A 20826-nucleotide genomic window follows, 5' to 3' on the forward strand; every position below is an offset into this window, starting at 1 on the left:
TAACTACAGGAACGGTTTATTACATATCTCACGCTTTATCAGTTTATCTGGAAAGCATTCATTTGTGCCACACTCAGGTAATAATCCAGTTCGGCATTAAGCGCATTTTCCACAGCCTCATAGTAAATACCTAACTCCATCATATATTCCAGAATACTTATCTCCCCATTTTCAAGGGCTATCTGCAGCAATTCAGTATTGTTCAGTGCATCCATGGCACTTCGGTAATCTGCAGCAACAGCCTGCATGTTACCGGCTTTTAAATAAATTGCTTTTAACCCGTGATAAAGTTGTAAACGCGTATCAGCCATCTGATTTTCTAATGCCAGTGTAGTTAGCCTGGCTTCTTTTACTGTATTCTTATTTTCCCACAACGGAATCGTTAATCCTACATTTACCCCGCGGAATTTATCTACAGCGCCCGTTTCGGCACTATAGCCACCTGTTAGTTTAGGCAAGGACATCGCTTTGTTTAGCTTCTCATTATATCGGTTAGCTTCCAGTCCATCTTGCAAACTACCAAGTACCGGTATGATATCGGCATTAGCATTAAACCAGTCATCGTAATTTTCGGGTAGTTGCGCTAATGGCCAAAACTTTGTGTTAAACTCAATAGCTATTCCACCATTGATTTGCTGCAGCTGCTCTTCCTGCAATTGCTTGTCGGACTGAATCCGGGCAAGAGCATTGCGGGCATTAAGCAAATTAATATTGGCCTTGTTTAGCTCCAATATATTGGCATCCCCTTCATCAAACTTCAGCTGGTAAGCCTTCGCAATCTGTTCAGCATGCTTCAATCGCTTCTGAAACTCCTCTTCCAGTGCATTCTGGTAGATCAACCTGTATAGGATCTGCTGAGCAGAGAGCATCACTCTATTATAAGCATGGAGGTATTGCATTTCGGCCTGCTCATTAAGATTTTCTCTCATTTGCCTGCGATAGCGATAAGCAGTAGGAAAGTCAAAACTCTGTCTGACATGAAACTCCTGCTTATTACCCAACTGGCTGGTATTACCCCACTGGTAGATGTACTCCACTTCAGGATTGGAGGGATTCATCCCAGTTTTATTGCCCATAATAAGCGCGTCAGTTTGTGCCCGCAGCGATTTCAACATCAGATTATTCAGCTCAACCTGCTCAATCAACTGCGGAATGGAATTTTGACCTGCCAGGTGTATAGATACCAATAGTAAGTTTAAAATTAATAAACGCTTCATAACAAACCTCCTTTCGCTTCACTAGCTGATTTTCTTTTTTGTAACAGGTAATACACAATTGGTATCACATACATATTTAATAAAGTAGAAGTGAGCAGACCGCCCAATATGACTTTAGCCATCGGGCTTTGTATTTCGTTTCCGGGTTGATCGCCATTAAGCGCCAATGGTATCAGGGCCAGTGCAGCTGTAAGAGCTGTCATGAGTATCGGATTTAAACGATCAACCGAACCATGTACCACCAGATCAGTTAATCCCAACTTATCCGTCTTCATGTGCTGATAATTGGATATCAGCAATATGCCATTACGCGTAGCAATACCAAACAGGGTAATAAATCCGATGATAGCAGGAATACTAACAATACCCGATGTGAACTTAATGGCAAATACACCTCCAATCAAAGCCAGTGGCAGGTTTATAAGTATAATAGCCGCCAACTGCATGTTTTTAAATTCCTGATACAGCAAGAGGAAGATAATACAGATTGCCATAAAAGACGTCAACATCAGTGTTTGCGATGCTTTTGCTTCACTCTCAAATTGCCCGCCATACTCTATGCGGTAGCCATCAGGCAGACTTACTTTTTGCTTCACCTTTTCCCTGATATCATTTACCACACTTCTTAAATCACGTTCAGCCACATTCGCAGATACGACCAGCTTGCGCTGCACATTTTCCCTGGTGATAATACCAGGACCTGCTGCAGAGCTGATATGAGCCACTTCTTCGAGTGGCACTTTTTTGCCATCACCGGCATCAATCAAAGCCTTCTTTAACCCTTCAATTGAATTGGTATAATCATGATTGAAGCGTAACAACAGATCATAACTCTGCTGTCCTTCATATATGTCAGCCAGCTTTTCTCCGGCAAAAGCCACATCTACAAATTCATTGAACTCATTAAGTGTGATACCATACATGGCCAGCTTTCCTCTATCAGCCTTAATCTGAATCTGCGGAACTTCGGTTTGTTGTTCAACATTTACATCCACCAATCCTTCAATATCACTTATTGCTGCCTTAAGCTGGTTACCTAACACAAACAGTTGATTTAAATCCTGCCCAAACAGCTTTATGGCAATATTAGCTCGTGTGCCCGACAACATATGATCAATGCGGTGCCCCAATGGCTGGCCAACAGTAGTGGCTACTCCAGGCACATTAGCCAGCCGATGACGTACTTCAGCCATAAAAGCCTCCTGCCCACGTTCACCAACAATAAAATTAACATCAATCTCTGCACTATTGGTTGTTTGTGAGTGCTCATCCAGTTCTCCACGCCCAGTACGACGAGCTGTACTGGTGACCTCAGGTATATCCAGCAATTCGGTTTCGATGAGATTACCAAGTTCATTACTCTTCTCTAAAGAAACACCAGGCTGACTGACAGCTGAGATAGTAAGGGCACCTTCGTTAAATTCAGGTAAAAAGCTACGTCCCATAGTGCCTAATACACCCATTGATATAACAAACACTATAACAGACACTATCAGAAATCCTGCTTTATGCCTCAACGCCCAATGCAATGATGCCTGATAGCCGTTTTGTAGAAATCGCGTTAAGCGACTGTCTTTTTCTTTACGGTTCAAATAATTATCGCCCGTCAACAATAAGCGACACAATAGAGGAGTAATTGTCATGGCTATGATTAGCGACATGAACAGTGCAACAATATAAGCAATACCCAGTGGTCGTAACATACGCCCTTCCATACCAGATAAGAAGAATAACGGCACAAACGCCACTATAATAATCAACGTCGCATTTAATATGGAAGCCCTTATCTCTTTCGATGCTTCATAAACGATTGTAAGCGTTGATTCACGTTTTTCTTTGGCCAACTGATGATTCTGTCGCAGGCGTTTGTATACATTCTCAACATCAATAATGGCATCATCTACCAACGAACCAATGGCAATGGCCATACCACCAAGGCTCATTGTATTTATGTTCAGGTTCAGGTACTTCAACGTGATCACTGCGCCCAGCAGAGACAAAGGAATGGCCAGTAATGAAATTACTGTGGTTCTGAAGCTTCCTAAAAACAAAAACAGGATGATAACAACAAACACCCCCCCCTCAATAAGAGCGCGTTGCACATTGTTTACTGATGTTTCAATAAAATCAGCCTGGCGAAATATTTTTGTATCCAGCCTGACATCAGCGGGTAAGGTTTCTGACAGTGTCTGCAGGTTAGCTTCAATCCTCTCGGTTAATTCGAGTGTATTGGTATTTGGTTGCTTTGATATTGACAAAATTACCGCCGGTGTAGCATTCTGAGAAGCATACCCCATCTTGACAGCAGGCTCTATAACAACATCAGCCACATCATATACGTACACAGGCTGCCCGTTATTTTGTCTGATAAGCGAATTACCCAATACCACAAGGTCATTACTCCGCCCGACTCCGCGAACAACATATTCATTACCATATTCCCGAATAACTCCTCCGGTACTATTTTGGCTAATACCACGACACACATTGGCCAGTTCATCTAATGTCACACCATAATGCATCATCTTATGCGGATCGGCCAGTACTTTATACTGTTTATAGTCACCACCAATAATTGTTACCTGAGAAACTCCACCGGTTGCCAGCAACAAAGGCTTCACCTGCCAATCGGCAATTGTCCTCAATGTCATCTTATCCGTACTATCAGATTGCAAACCTATAAACAGGATTTCCCCCATAACACTTGACTGAGGTGCCAGAACCGGCTGAGAAATACCCAGTGGCAGTTGACCAGCCAAAGTTACCAGCTTCTCACTGACAATCTGCCTTGCCCTAAACACATCTGTTCCCCAATCGAACTCAACCCATACAAACGAAAAGCCATGTGAACTGGCCGAACGTACTCTTCTCACATCAGTAGCCCCATTTACCGCCGTCTCAATTGGGAATGTCACCAGTCGCTCAACCTCTTCAGCTGCCATGCCATGGGCATCGGTCATCACCACCACTGTAGGGGCAGTCAGATCCGGGAATACATCCACATCCATATTGTTGGCCGTATACAGGCCACCCAACATTAAGATAGCTGCCCCCAACAGCACCATAAGCTTATTGTGGAGCGAAAATTTTATGATCGTATCTAACATAGCCTGCCCTCCTAATGTACATGCCCGGCATGGGCGTCAACAGTATTGGATACAGCTGCCAGCTTCACCAAAGTAGCTCCTTTGGTTACAATACGCTCCCCGCCTGTCAAACCCGCTTGGATAACACAATTCCGGCCATCACTTTTTCCAGGCTTTACCTGTTGGCGTTCGAACAGTTCAGGTGTTAACTGCACGTATACAAAAAATAAACCTTGAATCTCAACGAGGGCAGTTTCCGGGACAACTAACTCTTCATTTGTTTCATCAGATTTCAAGTACACGTTTACAAAACCACTACTTAAAAGCTCTTGATTGTAGTCAACTTCAATGGTGACAGGTAATAGATAAGCCTCTTCATTAATTGATTGGGCAACAGAAACAATACGCCCGTTTAAATCCTGCAGCTTATACACCTTTCCGCCATTCGTTTCGATGGTAGCGTCATTAATGGCAGACAGTTCGGCCACCTTACTTAGTCTTACCATTGCGGTTAACAGCATTCGTTTATTTTCAACCATAGTAAATAAGGGTGTACCGGCCGATACAAACTCTCCATTCTGTACATGAACCGCATGAACGAATCCTTTACCGGGAGCCTGCACCTTCTCACCCGTTGTTCCAATAGCACTTTGAAGATTATTCCATTGTGTTGATGCCTTTTCATAACGCGCCTTTGACTCAAGCAGTGAGCGTTCCGAAACGATTTTTTTCTCATACAAGCGCCTATCCCTGTCATAATCAGATTTCGCAGTCTCATATTCCACTTTGGCCTCTTGCAGGCGCAGAACAGAATTATTCTCCGTTAAACCTTGTCCGGCGATAGTAAGTGCCCATTCCCCTTTGTTCAGTTTTTGACCAATAGATATAATATCGGAGGTAAACTGAATAACACCTGATGATTTGGCCACCACAATTCGCTGATTAATGGGCGATGCACTTACTTTAGCCGGCACCTTTATAACAGCACCAAAAGGGATGCGTTGCACCTGCCGGGTTTCAAACTCAACCTTCCATGATTGTTCCTTAGTAAATGCAATGGCATTGGGTGATGAAGGCAGATCTTCTTCTGCCAGGTGAACAGCATCGTGTTCATTAGAATATACTTTTACATCAGGAATAAGCACCTGATGCACTGCCCCATCCTTATTAAATTCAAACCGGAGTTGCCCCGCACCAGCGGTTGTTGGTTGAATTACAACTTTGAATATACCCTGCTGAACAGGTGATTCACTTTTAACCCTCACACCTTTTGCTCCAATAACTAGTGATATCGTTACATCCTGAATATCAACAGGCTTAAACGACTTTAGGTCCGTTATATGCACAATCAGCTGCGAATTAGCACCAACAGCTAAAGGTTGTGCATCTACAAAAATCTCCACACTCTCTGAATAACCGGTGTATGGAATAGTCATATCATCATGACTATGTGTATCATGTGTTGACTTGGAACTGTTGCTACAGGCTGATAAGATAAACGCCATCAACAGGTACCCAATTATATAATGTATTTTCATGTGTATACTTTACTTCAATTGTCACATGAAACTCGCCTATAGAATAATCGTCTTCATCGCTAAAAACTCCTAGTTATGGCTCGTTTCATCAAAACATCTTTTAATTCAATCTTTGTCGTGTGTAAAGCAAACTTAAAACAGGTACAAATCCTGCTTAAGTTTGCTAATACCTTCTACTCGTGTGAATGATCATGAGCATGATCGTGATCATGGCCATGGTCGTGATCGTGATCCTCTTCCGATTTTGTTACGCTGTCACAACTATCTTTGGCACATTCAGCAGAGCAACCTTTCTCTTTCACTTCGAAAGTTTCCTGCTGAGGAGCTGCATGCTCATGTGCCCCATGAACGGTTCCGTCTTCATGAACATGAGTACCTTCTTTGTTATCTGCTTTTTTGGTTCCACACGATGATAGAATTAAGGCTGATACAGCCAGAATAAATAGTAATTTCTGCATGATTAAAAGATTGAATGTTAGTAAATAGAAAGTTGCAACCATCCTATATTGAATACAATGGTTGATAATTTTTTAGAAACAAATCATACAGAGAAAGGCGGTGCCCTCAACGGGACCGCGAAATTGTAGCCCTCAGGAAACTTAATTGGGCTGTGATCAATATCGTATTTAGGAAGTTCTTTTACTGTAACCTGAAGTTGAAAAGTGTGATTAACAACGAGGAAAGGATGAAAATCAAGTGATTTAGCTGCCACAGGTCGCACATCAAAATGACAAGCGGCATGCTCCTCATTCTCGTGTTCATGCTTCAGGCATGAATCACTATACTGTGAATCAGCAAAAGAGTGATGATGTTGATGAACGTCATGGCCTTCGTGGTGATGATGTGCTTCATCTTCGTCACAAAACAATGCCACCACATTGGCCCCCAAGTCCATATGATGATGATGGGGTATAACATTATGAGCGAAAACCACACTGTATATCGCCAATAGAAAAAATGCCATATGTGAACGCCATTTATACATCGCTGCAATAATACAATTTTTTAACGTGTCTTGATACATTTTAATAACTTATTAACAAGCATAGCGCAGCAGTAGAATGTATTAAATTTTATTATTCTCAATCTGCAGCTGCTATTTCGGTAATAAAAAGTTATTTTCGGGATCTAAATTGAAAATCATGGGGCTTTTGCAATCTCTAATCGAACTCGATAAGGAACTACTTCTATTTTTAAACAGTTTTCATAATGGTTACTGGGATAATTTCTTCTGGATGTTTACCAGTAAAGAAGTATGGTTGCCTCTTTATTTAGTCATTGCCTATGTGATTTTTAAAAACCATGGAGCCCGCGGCTTAGTGACCATGCTTGCTGTGGCCGTATTAATCGTATTGTGCGATCAAATATCCTCAAATGTATTTAAGAGTGGTTTTGAACGATTACGCCCCTCGCACGATGAGGAACTAAAGTACCTGGTACATCTTATAAACGGTAAAAGAGGTGGTTTATACGGTTTTGTATCTTCCCATGCTACTAATTCTTTTGGTTTAGCCATGTTTACCTCACTCCTTTTCAGAAATAAGGCTTACACACTATTTATTTTCCTCTGGGCAACGGTTAACGCATACTCGCGCATTTACATGGGTGTGCACTTTTCGGGCGATATCATTGGAGGTTTCTTATTGGGTATCATTCTGGGACGAATCGTCTATGGCCTTTACCTGAGAGTTATACCACGGTTTGTGGTTATATCGCATCATAATAAACGGCTGCTTAAATCTGGTTTGGCTGAATCGTTTGGCACCGATGCCAGGTTGATTTTCTTTACCATCATTATCATGACAGGCACTTTACTAACAGCAGCCAAAGTGATGCTGAAGATTACAGGTTAAAACCAAAATAGCACAGCCACACCCAAAACTGCTAATGCCGCTCCTGCCACCTCTTTTAGTGATACTTTTTCTTTAAACAGTAAGATGGCTGGTGGAATGATCAACACAGGCACAATTGACATAATGGTGGAAGCAACACCTGTTGTGGTATATTTGATGGCCAACAGCGAAAACGAAACACCCAGAAATGGGCCAAAAAAAGCACCAATGGAAATGCGCACCATGGCAGCTCCGTATGTGATTGCTTTAATAACTCTTGGCCAGTGACCGGTAAAAATAAAAAGCACTGCAAAACCAATAGTACCGGCTATAACGCGTATCATAGTGGCCGATGCCGGATCATAATCGCCCATACCTAATTTACTTAGTACCAATCCTAATCCCTGGCCAGTTGCACCGCCAAAAGCCAGTAAAACTCCACGAACCGGATACTTAACCTCAATACGTTTGCCTTTGACAGGCTTTCCTAATATTACCAAGGCAATACCGGATATAGTAACCACCATGCCCACAATGTGACTCATCAATAGTTGCTCGCCCAGTAATAACCAGCCAAACAACGCTGCTAAAGGTGGCGACAATGACATAACCAGCATCGAAATACGAGCCCCTACCACTACAAAGGCCTGAAACAGCAACATATCACCTATCACAAAACCTACCAGGCCACTTATCGATAACCATATCCACTGATAGCTGGTAGCTCCTTCAGGAAAAAAGTAGCCAAAACGAATATATTGTAGTGTGCCCAACAAACCAATGGCCATTACCAATCGAATGATATTAACGGACATTGAACCTACCTTTTTACCGGCTGACTCAAATGAAAGTGAGGTAAACGTCCAGCATATAGCTGTAATCAGAGCTGCCAGCTCTCCCAGATGCGATGTAATATATTGATTCATGAAGCTAGTAAAGTTGCAAATGTAAATAGTCTGATAATCGTAGCAAATAAAAAAGGAGTGTCATTCACACTCCTTTAGTTTATATTAATATTATCTGGTGGTTATTGGCTTTCGCTCTTCGTCTTTTTTCAACGAGTATTTCAGCAAATAAAAACCAAACAGACCGGCCACAATTGAACCAACGAAGATACCTATCTTAGCTTGGTTGAGTAGTTCGGCGCTCTCTTTGAATCCAAGACTGGCAATAAAAATAGACATGGTAAACCCAATACCTCCCAAGAAACCTAACCCCAGGAATGACATCCATGATGACCTTTTAGGCTTTACGGCAAAGCCCAATCTAACTGCCAACCAAGAGAATACTGTGATACCAATACCCTTTCCGGCCACCAGACTAAAGGCTATGGCAAACGATAAAGTTGTAAATACATCACCGTTTCCATCGCCATGATGCACCAAAGTAACACCCGCGTTTGCCAAAGCAAATATTGGCAGTACGAATAGGCTTATAAAACCGTGGAATTGGTGCTCGATATATTGCAAAGGACTCTGAACCTTTTTTACACTGTACTCAACATCATTAATGGCGTACAACTGATCATCGGTCAACACACGTTCGTTTTCACTCTTAGGAACCGAATCGAAGCGTGTCAGCCCGGACTTGATGCGCGCTAAAAATTCATTGATATGTACCTTTGGACGAGCAGGAATGGTAAAGGCAATAAGCACACCAGCAATGGTAGCATGCAATCCTGAACCTGGCCCGTCAACACCTGACTGCAAAAACAGATACCAAATAATAAAGCCTAAGAAAGTGTAGATCTTCAGGTCTTGAATATTTTTTAGATTGGCAACTGTTAAAACCAACAATAAAATACCTGCAATCATCAGGTACGTCCAGTTTAAATCGCCACCGTAAAACAGTGCTATAACCAAAACAGCTCCAAGGTCATCAACAATGGCCAATGCGGTTAGAAACACTTTTAGAGCCAGTGGAACACGTTTTCCCAGAAGGGATAATATACCTAATGAAAATGCAATATCGGTAGCCATTGGAATACCCCATCCTTTAGAGGCTGTACCTTCAAACCCAAAACTGAAGTATAAAATGATTGGTACAACCATACCTCCAATGGCAGCGAATATTGGCAAAGAAGCCTGCTTAAAAGAACTCAGCTCACCAGCCAAAAACTCACGTTTGATTTCCAATCCCACAACAAAGAAGAAGATAGCCATTAGACCATCATTAATCCAGTGCGTCAGTCCCATTTCAACAGAAAACAATCCTGATGATATACCAAAAGTACTATGCCAGAAATGGTGGTAGCTGTCATGATCAACATTAGCCCAGATAACGGCCACTGCAGTTGCCATCATTAATAAGGCACTACCATTAGTGAAAAACTTAATAAATTGCTGAAGCGGGTCGCCTAACCTCCGCCTCCCGGTTCCACTTTGAATTTCGTTCATTTTGTTCTAATTATTTCCCTGATTTATAATATTGTTCTGCTTGTCTTAATTTTTCAATAGTCCCTACATCAAACCAGGCGTCATCATCTGCGACAGAAAAGCCCCTGATTTGCATATCCTGCGCCAATTGAAGGTAAGCTTTGATGATTGAAAAAACCCGCTTGCCTCCTAACTTATCAAGCAAATGTGGTTCAATCATGTGTATCCCGCTAAAGGCCATTTCCTTTATGTGATCACAAGCCAACACTTCAATGTGCTCACTTGTTTTGGCATTTCGCCAACCACACAGTTGCATATCATTATTAAACTGTAGGTAACGTGATGTATTACGATTCTTTACCATCAAAGTTGCATCATTGGCATTTTGTTGATGCGAATATATGAAACTTTCTAGATTTGTAGATGTGACAATATCTACATTTCTTACTAGTATTGACTTATTTGGAATGAATAAAGATTGGGCTCGCAATAGTCCACCCCCGGTATCCAGCAGTTCATCTGATTCATTGGAAATGAGCACTTCAGTCCACCAATCATTGCTTTCAATGTAATCAATAATTTGGGTTGCAAAATGGTGTACATTCACCACAATGCGCTCAATACCGAGGCCTTTGAGGCTATTGATGGCATGACCCAACAGAGGTTGCCCGTTAAAAGGAGCCAGTGCTTTAGGGAGTTGATTGGTAAGAGGTCTCAGACGGGTACCAAGACCCGCCGCAAAAATCATGGCATTCACTACTTCTTAATTTTTTTTGGCTTGCACAGGTTTTCCTCTTTTTTAGAGCCTAGCCCACACTTTTTGCATTCGTACTTATGACTGTCTTTAATAATCGGATTTTTCAACTTATCCGCATCTTTACATTTCTTCTTTCCCATATCAAAACTAACGCTTCTTCATATCTTGCTCTACGTGTTTTAATTCAACATTTAACTTGTATTTATGTTGAAGATGAGACGCCAACTGCTCGGCACTATAGACTGAACGATGCTGTCCGCCAGTACATCCGAAATTAACCATCAGGTTTTTAAATCCTCTGGAGATATATTTCTCAACCGACTTATCTACGAGGGAAAACACATCAGTCAGAAAATCGGCCATCTCGGGCTCTTTGCCAAAAAAAGCAATCACCTCTTCATCTTTACCAGTTTTATCAGCATATTCGGGATAACCACCTGGGTTGTGAATAGCACGACAATCGAATACAAAGCCACCTCCGTTGCCTGATACATCAACCGGAATACCTCTTTTATATGAAAAACTACTAATGCGCACCGTTAACAGAGAACTACGTTGTCCGATGGTCATTAGCTCCTCCGATTCGGTAACATTGGTAAGAGCTGCAAAGAGCGTAGGCAACTCAATACCTAAATCAATTGTCTCCAGCAAATATTTCAGATTATTAATAGCATAAGGTATACTCTTTAGAAAGTGCTCTTTCTTTTCATAAAAGCCCCTGAAACCATAGGCTCCCATAGCCTGCATAATTCTAATTAATACGTAACCCTGATAATGTTGTTTAAACTCTTGCTTATCAACCACTATGTGATTTTCCAGCTCCTCAACATAAAAATTAAGTAGCTCTTCACGGACACTATTCGGTATATCAGCCTTGGCATCAAATAATAACGAAGCCAAATCATATTGCAAGGCACCTTTACGACCACCCTGATAATCAATAAACCAAGGCTCATCATCCACCACCATCACATTACGCGACTGGAAATCGCGGTAGAGAAAATAGTCATGATCAGCCTCCAATAAAAAGTCGATCAAACGATGGTAATCATCTTCCAGCGCCTGCTCATCGAAAGGAACCCGTGCCAGCTTTAAGAAATAGTATTTAAAATAGTGTAAATCCCATAACATCGATTGCTTGTCGAATGCCTGTCGTGGATAGCACTTGCTATAGTTAAGTCCTTCTCCTCCTTGTACCTGAAAGCAAATGAGTTTGGTTATGGTTTTCTTATAGAAGTTAACCAGCTCTTCAGGAAAAGCTTTGCCTTTGCGTATACCTTGCAAAAAACTATAGAGCGTTACATCGCCCAAATCTTCCTGCAGATAGACATGATGGTCCATATCAACACCGTAAATAGCAGGCACTGGCAGTTGTTTATTCTTAAAGTGCTCTGAAAATTCCAAAAATGCCTGATTTTCCTTTGCATCGGCATTATATGCCCCCATGGCTGATTTGGTGCGACCGGCAATCCGGTAATATTCACGATAAGAACCAGAAGGAGGTAACATAACAAAAGAGCGTGCTTCTTCACCAGCCCATTTCTCAAATAGCCCTATCAATATTGACTTTGTATCTTTTTCCAAGGTGTGTTGTTTTATTAATCTATTTACAGATAGGCATTAAGCCAAATCAATACTACCACCACAATTAACGATGGTAGCATATTCATTATTCGTATTTGCTTTATTTCTAAAATATTAATCCCCAATCCAACTAACAAAATACCGCCAACAGCCGTTAATTCAGTGATGATATCCTTGCCGATAAAGTCGCCCAGCCAATAGGCCAGTAAAGTTATACCTCCCTGAAAAATAAGCAGAGGTACCACTGACATACAAACCCCAACTCCAAAAACAGAAGCCAGAGCTATGGATGAAAAGCCATCCATAAGTGCCTTTGTCATTAATACCTCTGACCCATTGCCCATACCTTCATCTATTGCGCCCACAATCGTCATAGATCCTACACAGTAAAGCAAAAAAGCAGTTAGCATACCTTCGGCAAACTTTGGATTTTTTAAGCGGAACTTTGTTTTAAGTACTCCTGATAACCCATCAACCTGTTTGTCCAGCGACATCAACTCACCTAAAATGGTACCAATAATAAGACTAAACACAATAATCAATAGCATTTGACCTTTAATAGCCATACCAACGCCCAAAACAATGGTAAAAAGCCCAATAGCCTGAAAAACACTTTTCGTCATTTTTTCAGGAATGCGATTTCCTATCAGTATTCCAATGGCGCTTCCTGCCAGCACTGTTAACACGTTTACCAGTGTTCCTCCAAACAGCATTCTATTAGCTTTTCGTGATTAATCCGATAAAAATAAATTAATATCAACTAAATGCGAAATTGTTTTTCATTTCAGAGCATCTATTGTACGTGATGCAATCTCATCGAATATGATAAAACTCAGCTTTTCAAGGCATTTTTTTCTCACTAATTCTCCTATTTTTGCTAGCAAACCAAATAAATTAGAGAATAATAACCTTTTTAAATCTTTGTTATGACCGACAAGAAAATGACACCTGCAGATTATATTGCTCGTGAAGATAAGTACGGTGCACACAATTACCACCCACTACCAGTTGTACTTGAAAAAGGCGAAGGTATATATGTATGGGACGTTGAAGGCAAGCGCTATTTTGACTTTCTTTCAGCCTACTCGGCGGTAAACCAGGGTCACTGTCACCCTAAAATCATTAATGCACTAACTGAACAAGCCCAACAGCTGACGCTCACATCAAGAGCTTTCTATAGCAGTGTATTAGGAGAGTTTGAAGAATACATGGCTAAATATTTTGGTTATGATAAAGTATTACCGATGAATACCGGTGCAGAAGCTGATGAAACTGCACTAAAACTTTGTCGTCGATGGGGATACGATAAAAAAGGTATTCCTGAGAATCAGGCAAAAATCATCGTTTGTGCCGATAACTTCCATGGCCGTACTATTACAATCATATCAATGTCAACCGATCCGGATTCGTACAAAGGATTTGGTCCTTATACACCTGGATTTGTAACGGTACCTTACAATGATTTGGACGCATTAGCCAAAGAATTAGAAGATCCTAATGTAGCTGGTTTTCTGGTAGAACCAATCCAGGGTGAAGCTGGTGTATTTGTACCGGATGAAGGCTACCTGAAGAAAGCCTATGAGATGTGTAAGGCGAAAAATGTACTGTTTATTGCGGATGAAGTACAGACTGGTATTGCTCGTACGGGTAAATTACTGGCTTGCGATCACGAAGGTGTTAAACCTGATGTACTGATTTTAGGTAAAGCTATCTCAGGTGGTGTATTCCCTGTTTCAGCAGTATTGGCCAATGATGATGTGATGCTGGTAATTAAACCAGGTGAACATGGCTCAACATATGGCGGAAATCCACTTGGATGTAAGGTGGCCATTGCAGCGCTTGACGTTATTAAAGACGAGAAACTAGCAGAAAATGCTGAGCGTCTTGGTAAGATATTCCGCGAAGAAATGCTAAGCATCGAATCTGATATGATAGAGCTGGTACGTGGTAAAGGGTTGTTAAATGCTGTGGCCATCAAGCCTAAAAATGGCAAAACAGCCTGGGATGTATGTGTGGCTATGAAAGAAAATGGCCTGATTGCCAAACCTACACACGAACACATTATACGTTTTGCTCCTCCATTGGTAATTAACGAAGAACAATTGCGCGAAGCTATTGATATTATTAAGAAAACATTAGCACAGTTTGCTTAAATGAATGTAAAGCCGACCTCCATGGTCGGCTTTTTTCTTGTCAGAAATTCAGCTGCTTCCAATTGGCTTTTAACCGATCGGTTAAAGGCTTGCCCATTCCTTTGACATCAACACCCAAGGCTTTCAACTCATCACTAACGCCGTACATATCGGCACAATTAACGCAGGCTTCAACCACAACACCATTTTTCTGCATTATTTTCAATTGCTCCTGCAGCTCTTTATCATTCGACAGCAACTGCGCCGAAGGTCCCCACACAATCAGGTACACTTCTTCAAACCACTGCATTTTTTTCGCAGCATTAGTATACATAAAACACACCTTCAGTGCCACATCTCTGTCGCCACTGCTCCAAATTATCATTAGCTTGTCTGCTTCCCTCATCTCCTTTTTATTAGCTGTCATCCCAAATAAAGGTACCGTCATCAAAAACAAAGTAACAATTAAATGCTTCATCCTATAATTTTTTAATTTAGAACTCAATATCATTGTATTAAATGAAAAACGCAATTATGAATACGGCTGCCTCCTATTTGAATTTATTGCAACAACAGCTTTCTAAAATTGACGACCGTGAGTTTGATTTAATCTCATGGAAGAAAGCAACGATTCTTTTAACAGCCTCGTGCTTTGGCAGCAATTCGCCACAGGTAGCGGCGCTCGACAAAATAGATTATGCATACAGCAGCTGGGCATTGAGAGACGAATCAGGCACTACAGATCCGGTTAAAACCGATTGCAAAACAACTCTTTCTACAATCATTGAGGAACTAAAAATAAAGCTGGAATCATCAACAGAATTGAGTAGTGCAGGAGATTTAAACAATCTTAGCTTTTTGTGGTTACCCTTTGAAGATGAATTAACCGGCGCCTCCTTAAAGCGGTTAAAAGCTTTAATAACAAAAGCCAATGTATCAGAAGACGAAGTACAAATGTTTCTAAAAGATCTGCCTAACCAAACACTCATCAATATAATCCAGCAAATGCTTATGTCCAAAGAGTTTAAGCAATGGATAACACAGTAGAACCAATACTTATAGCGCGACCTATGATTTCATACGCCTTTATTAATGATATACTTCACGTTTCCATCGATGGCCCTTCAACAATTTATGATTTATATGACTTTCTGGATGAGATAGGGAGTCTGCATACTTTACCCGATGATTTAAAGGTGTTTTATGATCTTAGAAATGCGGTGATTGATTTAAGGCTGGATGAAATAAGCCTGCTATCGAAAAAAGCTGAAGAAAAAACATTAAACTGCAAATCTGTTAAAACGGCTTTTTGCGTGCAGGATCCCAAAGTAACCGCCTATGCCATGCTGTTTTCGTGGTTGCCAGAGAACTCGAAAATCAAACGTGAACAATTCTCCACCAAAGAGGCTGCTCTAGAATGGCTTAACGCTGATTAGGAGACCATTAACGATTCTTAATATAAAAAACACTAGAAAACTTAATCTCATTATTAACTTTGTCCAAATTTTTTAGACAAGCTTAAGTTAATATGAAGATTTCTGTAAAAGAAGGAAAGCAGCTGAACGAATACCTTGTACTCACCTACAGATTGCTGCTAATAATGGCATTCTACAGTGCATTTCGTATTCTTTTTTACCTTTTTAATACCGAACTATTTCCTAACATCACCTTTAATGGCTTTTTAACCATTATGAAAGGTGGGCTCTTGTTCGATTTAAGTGCCATGTTGTACTTAAACGGGCTGTATGCCTTACTGTTTTTACTACCTCTTCCATTTAAGTTTCATAAAAGCTACCAGATTTTCTTAAAAACCTTATTCGTGCTGTTTAACAGCATTGGTCTGGCACTTAACAGCATCGACCTGATTTATTATCGATTTATTCTGAAACGTACCACCTACAATGTGATTAATATACTGGAAAACGAAACAAACATGACCAAACTATGGGGCCAGTTCATCATTGATTACTGGTATGTGGCCATTATTTTCATCGCTTCAGTATTTCTATTGGCCAAAAGTTATTCATTCATTAAGCCAAGAGCCATTAAGTTTTCGAATCGCTGGTTTTATCCGGCCCTATCTGTCGTAGCCCTTACTATATTTACTGGTTTTTCGATTGTTGGAATGCGCGGCGGCTACCGTCATTCAACCCGACCAATTAACATGGCTAATGCAGGTAAGTACGTTAATACACCTGACGAGATGGCTATCGTTCTAAACACCCCATTTTGTATGATTCGCACCTGGGGCAAAAAGAGTTTTACAGCCTATGATTACTTTGAGACAGAGGAGGAGTTAAACGAAGCATTCAACCCGCTTGTCTTAACCGATAGCATTGCTGATAAACCTAAGAAGAACATTGTCATATTTATTCTGGAAAGCTTCAATAAAGAGTTTCTGGGTTCATTCAACCCCGAACTTGATAATGGGAACTACAAAGGTTATACACCATTTCTTGATTCTTTGGCTCAGCATGCACTGATTTTTCCGAACACTTATGCCAATGGCCGCAAGTCAATTGATGCTATGCCATCGATATTAGCCAGCATACCGGCCCTGGTATTGCCATACGTTGTATCTGAATATTCATCCAACCACATTAATGGCTTACCCTTTTTATTGAAGAAGGATGGTTATAACAGTGCCTTTTTCCATGGGGCACCCAATGGTTCAATGGGATTTGACTCCTTTGCTAATGTTGCTAATTTCGATGCCTATAAGGGCATGACTGAGTTTAACAACGATGATGAATTTGATGGCATGTGGGGCATTTGGGATGAACCATTCTTCCAGTTTTTTGCCAATGAGATGAATAAAATGCAGGAACCTTTTATGACCTCGGTCTTTTCATTATCATCGCACCACCCATTTAAAGTACCCGATCAATATACCGATGCATTCCCCAAAGGCACATTACCAGTACATCAAGGCATTGGCTACACCGATTATGCATTGAGAAAGTTTTTTGAAAGCGCTAAACAGATGCCGTGGTATAGCAATACATTGTTTGTTATTACAGCTGACCATAGCACACAGGCACATTACGATATTTCGCAAACCAGCGTTAATAAGTTCCAGATTCCGCTGATATTGTATAGCCCGGGCGACAGCACCTTAAGAGGTGTTAACAACGAACTGGCACAGCAGATTGACATTATGCCAACGCTACTTAACTATATTGGTTTCAATAAAGAACCATATATAGCATTTGGTAAAGACTTATTGCATCCTGAAAATGACAGGTTCGCTATTAACTATACCAACAACAGCTATCAGATGGTGCATGGGGATTACGTGCTGCATTACGATGGTGAGAACCTGATTAGTGCATTTAATATTGCAGAAGATCCTTACTTAAAGCACAATCTTAAAAATACCGAAAGCGGCTACAAAAACAGCTTACCATTATTAAAAGGGATCATTCAGCAATACAACAACCGGATGATTGAAGACAGGCTGGTTGTAGAATAAGTAACCTGTCCATATCATTAAATTTAGAGCCTAACCTTGCAAATGAAAAATCCGGAAGAACAAATGATATATGTATCGGATCGACACTGCAAGGTTGAGTTTGTCATTAGTCTGGTGATGTCATCCTCTAAGTAGAAAGGAACGTCCTTTTGATTATGATACAAAAAAAGGAGGCAATTTGGGCCTCCTTGTATATTTATAACTAATCGTTCAACAGCTTAAAATTTATGCTTCAGGCGTTCATCCATTAACTCACGGGCCAACTTCTGCTCACGCTTTAAAGCTGATTTGCGATGCGTCTCAAATTCTTCTTCAACCTCGCTTAAGCGGTGCTTTGTTTCATTTGTAACGGCATGGCTACGCTTAAACATCAGGATTAAAATAACGGCCAATGCGAGTAAGCTAAAAACCAAACCCCACATCATTGAGTTATAAGCACCTTTAGCTAACTCTGCACCTAAAAACTGCATACTATCTTTACTATTCCTTGTCGACTCTAAATTGGCAGTTAAGGTACTAATCGTCTCATCCTTTGCCGCCAGCGTTTTTTCCAGTCCCGCAATATCATCAATTCGTTTTGTCAAATCACTTCTATACACATTGACACTATCAAGCGAATTACTCTTAAGCAGGTTATAAGTACCAATTTTTATCACCTTATAGCGCTCATACGTTTCTGATTTCTCATAAACGTACTCAAACTGTGCTTTTAAGGATAACGAGTCGAACCTTGAAGACAAATCACTCTGTGCAAGTAAATTAGTTGATTGAACAACCAACATAGTAGTAAAAACCAGCGAAAAAAATTTCATTATAAACAGTATTATTTGTGGGTGTTAATATACTCTGCAAACGGGCTGACACGGCGGTTTATTGCTCTTGCCACATTAGGTTAACCAAATATATTGATTATTCCTTAATAATTAGCCATTAAAAAAAGTTGAACTATAATAAAAAAGCCTGCAAATAGCAGGCTTTTATCTCGTTTTCAATTATTTCTACATCCTTTCGGGCACATTAATACCCATCATCCACATCGCATTTTTAATAACGGTTCCTACTGATTGACAAAGAAGCAAACGCATGGCACGCTTAGCTTCATCCTCTTCAACCGCAATTGGCGATTCGTGGTAGAACTGATTGAACTCTTTGGACAAATCATAAACAAAGTTGGCTATTAAAGCCGGACTATAAACCTTACCGGCCTCAGCTACAACAGATGGGAAATTGCTAATCATGCGCATTAACTGAATTTCCTTCTCAGACATAGCCGTATCAACACTTATCGCTTCAGGCAATTCAATACCATTGGCTTGGGCTTTGCGATTGATGGACTGTATACGGGCATAAGTATATTGAATAAACGGTCCTGTATTACCATTAAAATCAATCGATTCTTTAGGATCGAAAGTCATATTCTTCCTTGGGTCAACTTTAAGGATAAAGTACTTTAAAGCACCTAGCGCAATGGTTTCATAAACGCGTTCGGCTTCTTCTTCACTATAGCCTTCCAGCTTACCTAGTTCCTTTGACATATCACGGGCAGTATTGATCATGTCTGCCATCAAGTCATCGGCATCGACAACTGTTCCTTCACGCGACTTCATTTTTCCTTCGGGTAACTCAACCATTCCATAGCTAAAGTGCACCAAATCTTTACCCCACTCAAGACCTAAACGGTCCAGCAGGATGGCCAACACTTTAAAATGGTAGTTTTGCTCATTACCAACCACATAAACCATCTTATCAATATTGTAATCATCGTAGCGCAGTTTGGCTGTACCAATATCTTGTGTCATATACACACTGGTACCGTCAGAACGCAGCAACAGCTTTTCATCCAGGCCATCATTCTCAAGGTTAGCCCACACACTGTTATCTTCACGACGATAAAACACCTGTTTATCCAAGCCTTCCAGTACCATATCACGACCTACCTTGTAAGTATCCGATTCGTAATAAATCTTGTCGAAATCTACACCCATTTGCTTGTAGGTAACATCAAATCCCTGGTAAACCCATTGATTCATTTGCTGCCAAAGTGCATACACCTCAGGATCGTGAGCCTCCCATTTCAGAAGCATTTCACGCGCTTCCTTCATCAAAGGAGAGTTCGTTTCAGCCTCTTCTTTTGACTGACCGGCTGCCATTAACTCTGCCTGTTCTTTCTTATATTCCTGATCAAATTTCACATAGAAATCTCCAACCAGGTGATCTCCCTTTTTGCCTGTCGTTTCTGGTGTTTGTCCTTCGCCCCACTTTTTCCAGGCCAGCATCGATTTGCAAATATGTATACCGCGGTCGTTTACAATATTGGTCTTTACCACTCTATTACCATTTGCCTCAACAATGCGGGACAATGAATAACCCAAAAGGTTGTTACGAATATGTCCCAGGTGAAGTGGCTTATTGGTATTGGGCGATGAATATTCAATCATTACCAAGGGCGACTTGTCCGTTGCTTCGGTTTTTCCATACTCGGCATTATGCACATGTAAATTTAAAAGCCCCAACCAGTATGCTGTTGATAATTGCAAGTTCAAAAAGCCTTTCACTACTTCGAATTCGGCCACTTCAACACATTCCTTCTTGATATAGTTTCCAAGATCATTACCTGTTTCAACCGGATTCTTCTTAGAGATTTTCAAAAGCGGAAAGACAACAACGGTATAATCGCCCTTCATGTCTTTACGTGTCAACTGCAATTGAACGGCCTCTTCTGTAATGCTGGCTCCATATAAATCATTCACTGCTTTTACTACCGAAGCTTTTATCTGACTTTCAATTATCATTTTCGTATATTTAATATGCTCGTTAATTTTCTGACTGGCAA

The 20826-nt window shown here is 40.7% G+C and carries 18 protein-coding genes; 5 read left to right on the forward strand and 13 right to left on the reverse strand.

Annotated elements, in window-relative coordinates:
- Window positions 1-38 precede the first annotated feature (38 nt).
- From KDU71_RS19015 to KDU71_RS19035, 5 genes are all read right to left on the reverse strand, one after another.
- The gene (locus tag KDU71_RS19015; RefSeq protein WP_212192695.1) at window positions 39-1217 is read right to left on the reverse strand and encodes a TolC family protein; all 1179 of its coding nucleotides are present in this window, start codon (window positions 1215-1217) and stop codon (window positions 39-41) included.
- The gene (locus tag KDU71_RS19020; RefSeq protein WP_212192696.1) at window positions 1214-4324 is read right to left on the reverse strand and encodes an efflux RND transporter permease subunit; all 3111 of its coding nucleotides are present in this window, start codon (window positions 4322-4324) and stop codon (window positions 1214-1216) included. The genes KDU71_RS19015 and KDU71_RS19020 overlap by 4 nt, the downstream gene beginning before the upstream one ends.
- Window positions 4325-4335: 11 nt before the next feature.
- Window positions 4336-5841, reverse strand: a complete 1506-nt coding sequence (locus KDU71_RS19025; protein WP_212192697.1) for an efflux RND transporter periplasmic adaptor subunit — start codon at window positions 5839-5841, stop codon at window positions 4336-4338.
- Window positions 5842-6014: 173 nt separating this feature from the next.
- Complete coding sequence (locus KDU71_RS19030; RefSeq protein ID WP_212192698.1) at window positions 6015-6299, reverse strand: hypothetical protein; 285 nt, start codon at window positions 6297-6299, stop codon at window positions 6015-6017.
- 83 nt (window positions 6300-6382) lie between these two features.
- A complete protein-coding gene (locus KDU71_RS19035; protein ID WP_212192699.1) occupies window positions 6383-6736 on the reverse strand; it encodes a hypothetical protein in 354 nt (117 codons plus the stop codon).
- Between the two features lie 247 nt (window positions 6737-6983).
- On the opposite strand from KDU71_RS19035, the gene KDU71_RS19040 reads away from it, so the two are divergent.
- Window positions 6984-7694 carry a phosphatase PAP2 family protein gene (locus KDU71_RS19040; RefSeq protein WP_244828593.1) on the forward strand — a complete coding sequence of 237 codons (711 nt, stop codon included), beginning with the start codon at window positions 6984-6986 and terminating at the stop codon, window positions 7692-7694.
- Here KDU71_RS19040 and KDU71_RS19045 read toward each other — a convergent pair.
- The 5 genes from KDU71_RS19045 to KDU71_RS19065 all read right to left on the reverse strand — a co-directional run bounded on the left by KDU71_RS19045 (window position 7691) and on the right by KDU71_RS19065 (window position 13102).
- Complete coding sequence (locus KDU71_RS19045; protein ID WP_212192700.1) at window positions 7691-8599, reverse strand: DMT family transporter; 909 nt, start codon at window positions 8597-8599, stop codon at window positions 7691-7693. The two genes, KDU71_RS19040 and KDU71_RS19045, sit on opposite strands and share 4 nt — an antisense overlap.
- Window positions 8600-8689: 90 nt before the next feature.
- Window positions 8690-10069: a Na+/H+ antiporter NhaA gene (nhaA, locus tag KDU71_RS19050; RefSeq protein WP_212192701.1), complete on the reverse strand. Its 1380-nt coding sequence runs from the start codon at window positions 10067-10069 to the stop codon at window positions 8690-8692.
- Between the two features lie 10 nt (window positions 10070-10079).
- Window positions 10080-10796 (reverse strand): nucleotidyltransferase family protein, encoded by a 717-nt coding sequence (locus tag KDU71_RS19055; protein ID WP_244828598.1) that lies wholly within the window; start codon window positions 10794-10796, stop codon window positions 10080-10082.
- Between the two features lie 156 nt (window positions 10797-10952).
- Window positions 10953-12389, reverse strand: a complete 1437-nt coding sequence (locus KDU71_RS19060) for a RapZ C-terminal domain-containing protein (RefSeq protein ID WP_244828595.1) — start codon at window positions 12387-12389, stop codon at window positions 10953-10955.
- 23 nt (window positions 12390-12412) lie between these two features.
- A complete protein-coding gene (locus tag KDU71_RS19065; protein WP_212192703.1) occupies window positions 12413-13102 on the reverse strand; it encodes a DUF554 domain-containing protein in 690 nt (229 codons plus the stop codon).
- 213 nt (window positions 13103-13315) lie between these two features.
- On the opposite strand from KDU71_RS19065, the gene rocD reads away from it, so the two are divergent.
- Window positions 13316-14542 carry an ornithine--oxo-acid transaminase gene (gene rocD / locus KDU71_RS19070; RefSeq protein ID WP_280516755.1) on the forward strand — a complete coding sequence of 409 codons (1227 nt, stop codon included), beginning with the start codon at window positions 13316-13318 and terminating at the stop codon, window positions 14540-14542.
- A 40-nt stretch (window positions 14543-14582) separates the two neighbouring features.
- Here rocD and KDU71_RS19075 read toward each other — a convergent pair whose 3' ends face one another.
- Window positions 14583-14999: a DsrE family protein gene (locus KDU71_RS19075; protein ID WP_244828597.1), complete on the reverse strand. Its 417-nt coding sequence runs from the start codon at window positions 14997-14999 to the stop codon at window positions 14583-14585.
- Window positions 15000-15040: 41 nt separating this feature from the next.
- Between KDU71_RS19075 and KDU71_RS19080 the strand changes: the two genes are divergently transcribed.
- The 3 genes from KDU71_RS19080 (at window position 15041) to KDU71_RS19090 (ending at window position 17993) form a co-directional block, all read left to right on the forward strand.
- Window positions 15041-15568, forward strand: a complete 528-nt coding sequence (locus KDU71_RS19080; protein WP_212192704.1) for a hypothetical protein — start codon at window positions 15041-15043, stop codon at window positions 15566-15568.
- A complete protein-coding gene (locus KDU71_RS19085; protein WP_212192705.1) occupies window positions 15553-15957 on the forward strand; it encodes a hypothetical protein in 405 nt (134 codons plus the stop codon). The genes KDU71_RS19080 and KDU71_RS19085 overlap by 16 nt, the downstream gene beginning before the upstream one ends.
- 92 nt (window positions 15958-16049) lie before the next feature.
- A complete protein-coding gene (locus KDU71_RS19090) occupies window positions 16050-17993 on the forward strand; it encodes an LTA synthase family protein (RefSeq protein ID WP_212192706.1) in 1944 nt (647 codons plus the stop codon).
- A gap of 218 nt (window positions 17994-18211) precedes the next feature.
- On the opposite strand, the gene KDU71_RS19095 is transcribed toward KDU71_RS19090, so the two are convergent.
- Window positions 18212-18805, reverse strand: coding sequence for a hypothetical protein (locus KDU71_RS19095; RefSeq protein WP_212192707.1), 594 nt, complete (start codon window positions 18803-18805; stop codon window positions 18212-18214).
- A 186-nt stretch (window positions 18806-18991) separates the two neighbouring features.
- Window positions 18992-20785, reverse strand: a complete 1794-nt coding sequence (argS, locus tag KDU71_RS19100) for an arginine--tRNA ligase (protein ID WP_212192708.1) — start codon at window positions 20783-20785, stop codon at window positions 18992-18994.
- Between the last annotated feature and the right edge of the window lie 41 nt (window positions 20786-20826).

This window comes from Carboxylicivirga sediminis (assembly GCF_018156225.1).
GTDB classification, from domain to species: domain Bacteria; phylum Bacteroidota; class Bacteroidia; order Bacteroidales; family Marinilabiliaceae; genus Carboxylicivirga; species Carboxylicivirga sediminis.

Excerpts from the sequence above, each read along its gene's own strand:
- argS (WP_212192708.1), bottom strand. The coding sequence starts at position 20,785 with ATGATAATTGAAAGTCAGATAAAAGCTTCGGTAGTAAAAGCAGTGAAT.
- KDU71_RS19080 (WP_212192704.1), top strand. The coding sequence starts at position 15,041 with ATGAAAAACGCAATTATGAATACGGCTGCCTCCTATTTGAATTTATTG.
- KDU71_RS19035 (WP_212192699.1), bottom strand. The coding sequence starts at position 6,736 with ATGGACTTGGGGGCCAATGTGGTGGCATTGTTTTGTGACGAAGATGAA.
- KDU71_RS19085 (WP_212192705.1), top strand. The coding sequence starts at position 15,553 with ATGGATAACACAGTAGAACCAATACTTATAGCGCGACCTATGATTTCA.
- KDU71_RS19040 (WP_244828593.1), top strand. The coding sequence starts at position 6,984 with ATGGGGCTTTTGCAATCTCTAATCGAACTCGATAAGGAACTACTTCTA.
- KDU71_RS19065 (WP_212192703.1), bottom strand. The coding sequence starts at position 13,102 with ATGCTGTTTGGAGGAACACTGGTAAACGTGTTAACAGTGCTGGCAGGA.
- KDU71_RS19090 (WP_212192706.1), top strand. The coding sequence starts at position 16,050 with ATGAAGATTTCTGTAAAAGAAGGAAAGCAGCTGAACGAATACCTTGTA.
- KDU71_RS19020 (WP_212192696.1), bottom strand. The coding sequence starts at position 4,324 with ATGTTAGATACGATCATAAAATTTTCGCTCCACAATAAGCTTATGGTG.
- KDU71_RS19015 (WP_212192695.1), bottom strand. The coding sequence starts at position 1,217 with ATGAAGCGTTTATTAATTTTAAACTTACTATTGGTATCTATACACCTG.
- KDU71_RS19025 (WP_212192697.1), bottom strand. The coding sequence starts at position 5,841 with ATGAAAATACATTATATAATTGGGTACCTGTTGATGGCGTTTATCTTA.
- KDU71_RS19055 (WP_244828598.1), bottom strand. The coding sequence starts at position 10,796 with ATGATTTTTGCGGCGGGTCTTGGTACCCGTCTGAGACCTCTTACCAAT.
- KDU71_RS19095 (WP_212192707.1), bottom strand. The coding sequence starts at position 18,805 with ATGAAATTTTTTTCGCTGGTTTTTACTACTATGTTGGTTGTTCAATCA.
- KDU71_RS19030 (WP_212192698.1), bottom strand. The coding sequence starts at position 6,299 with ATGCAGAAATTACTATTTATTCTGGCTGTATCAGCCTTAATTCTATCA.
- nhaA (WP_212192701.1), bottom strand. The coding sequence starts at position 10,069 with ATGAACGAAATTCAAAGTGGAACCGGGAGGCGGAGGTTAGGCGACCCG.
- rocD (WP_280516755.1), top strand. The coding sequence starts at position 13,316 with ATGACCGACAAGAAAATGACACCTGCAGATTATATTGCTCGTGAAGAT.
- KDU71_RS19075 (WP_244828597.1), bottom strand. The coding sequence starts at position 14,999 with ATGAAGCATTTAATTGTTACTTTGTTTTTGATGACGGTACCTTTATTT.
- KDU71_RS19045 (WP_212192700.1), bottom strand. The coding sequence starts at position 8,599 with ATGAATCAATATATTACATCGCATCTGGGAGAGCTGGCAGCTCTGATT.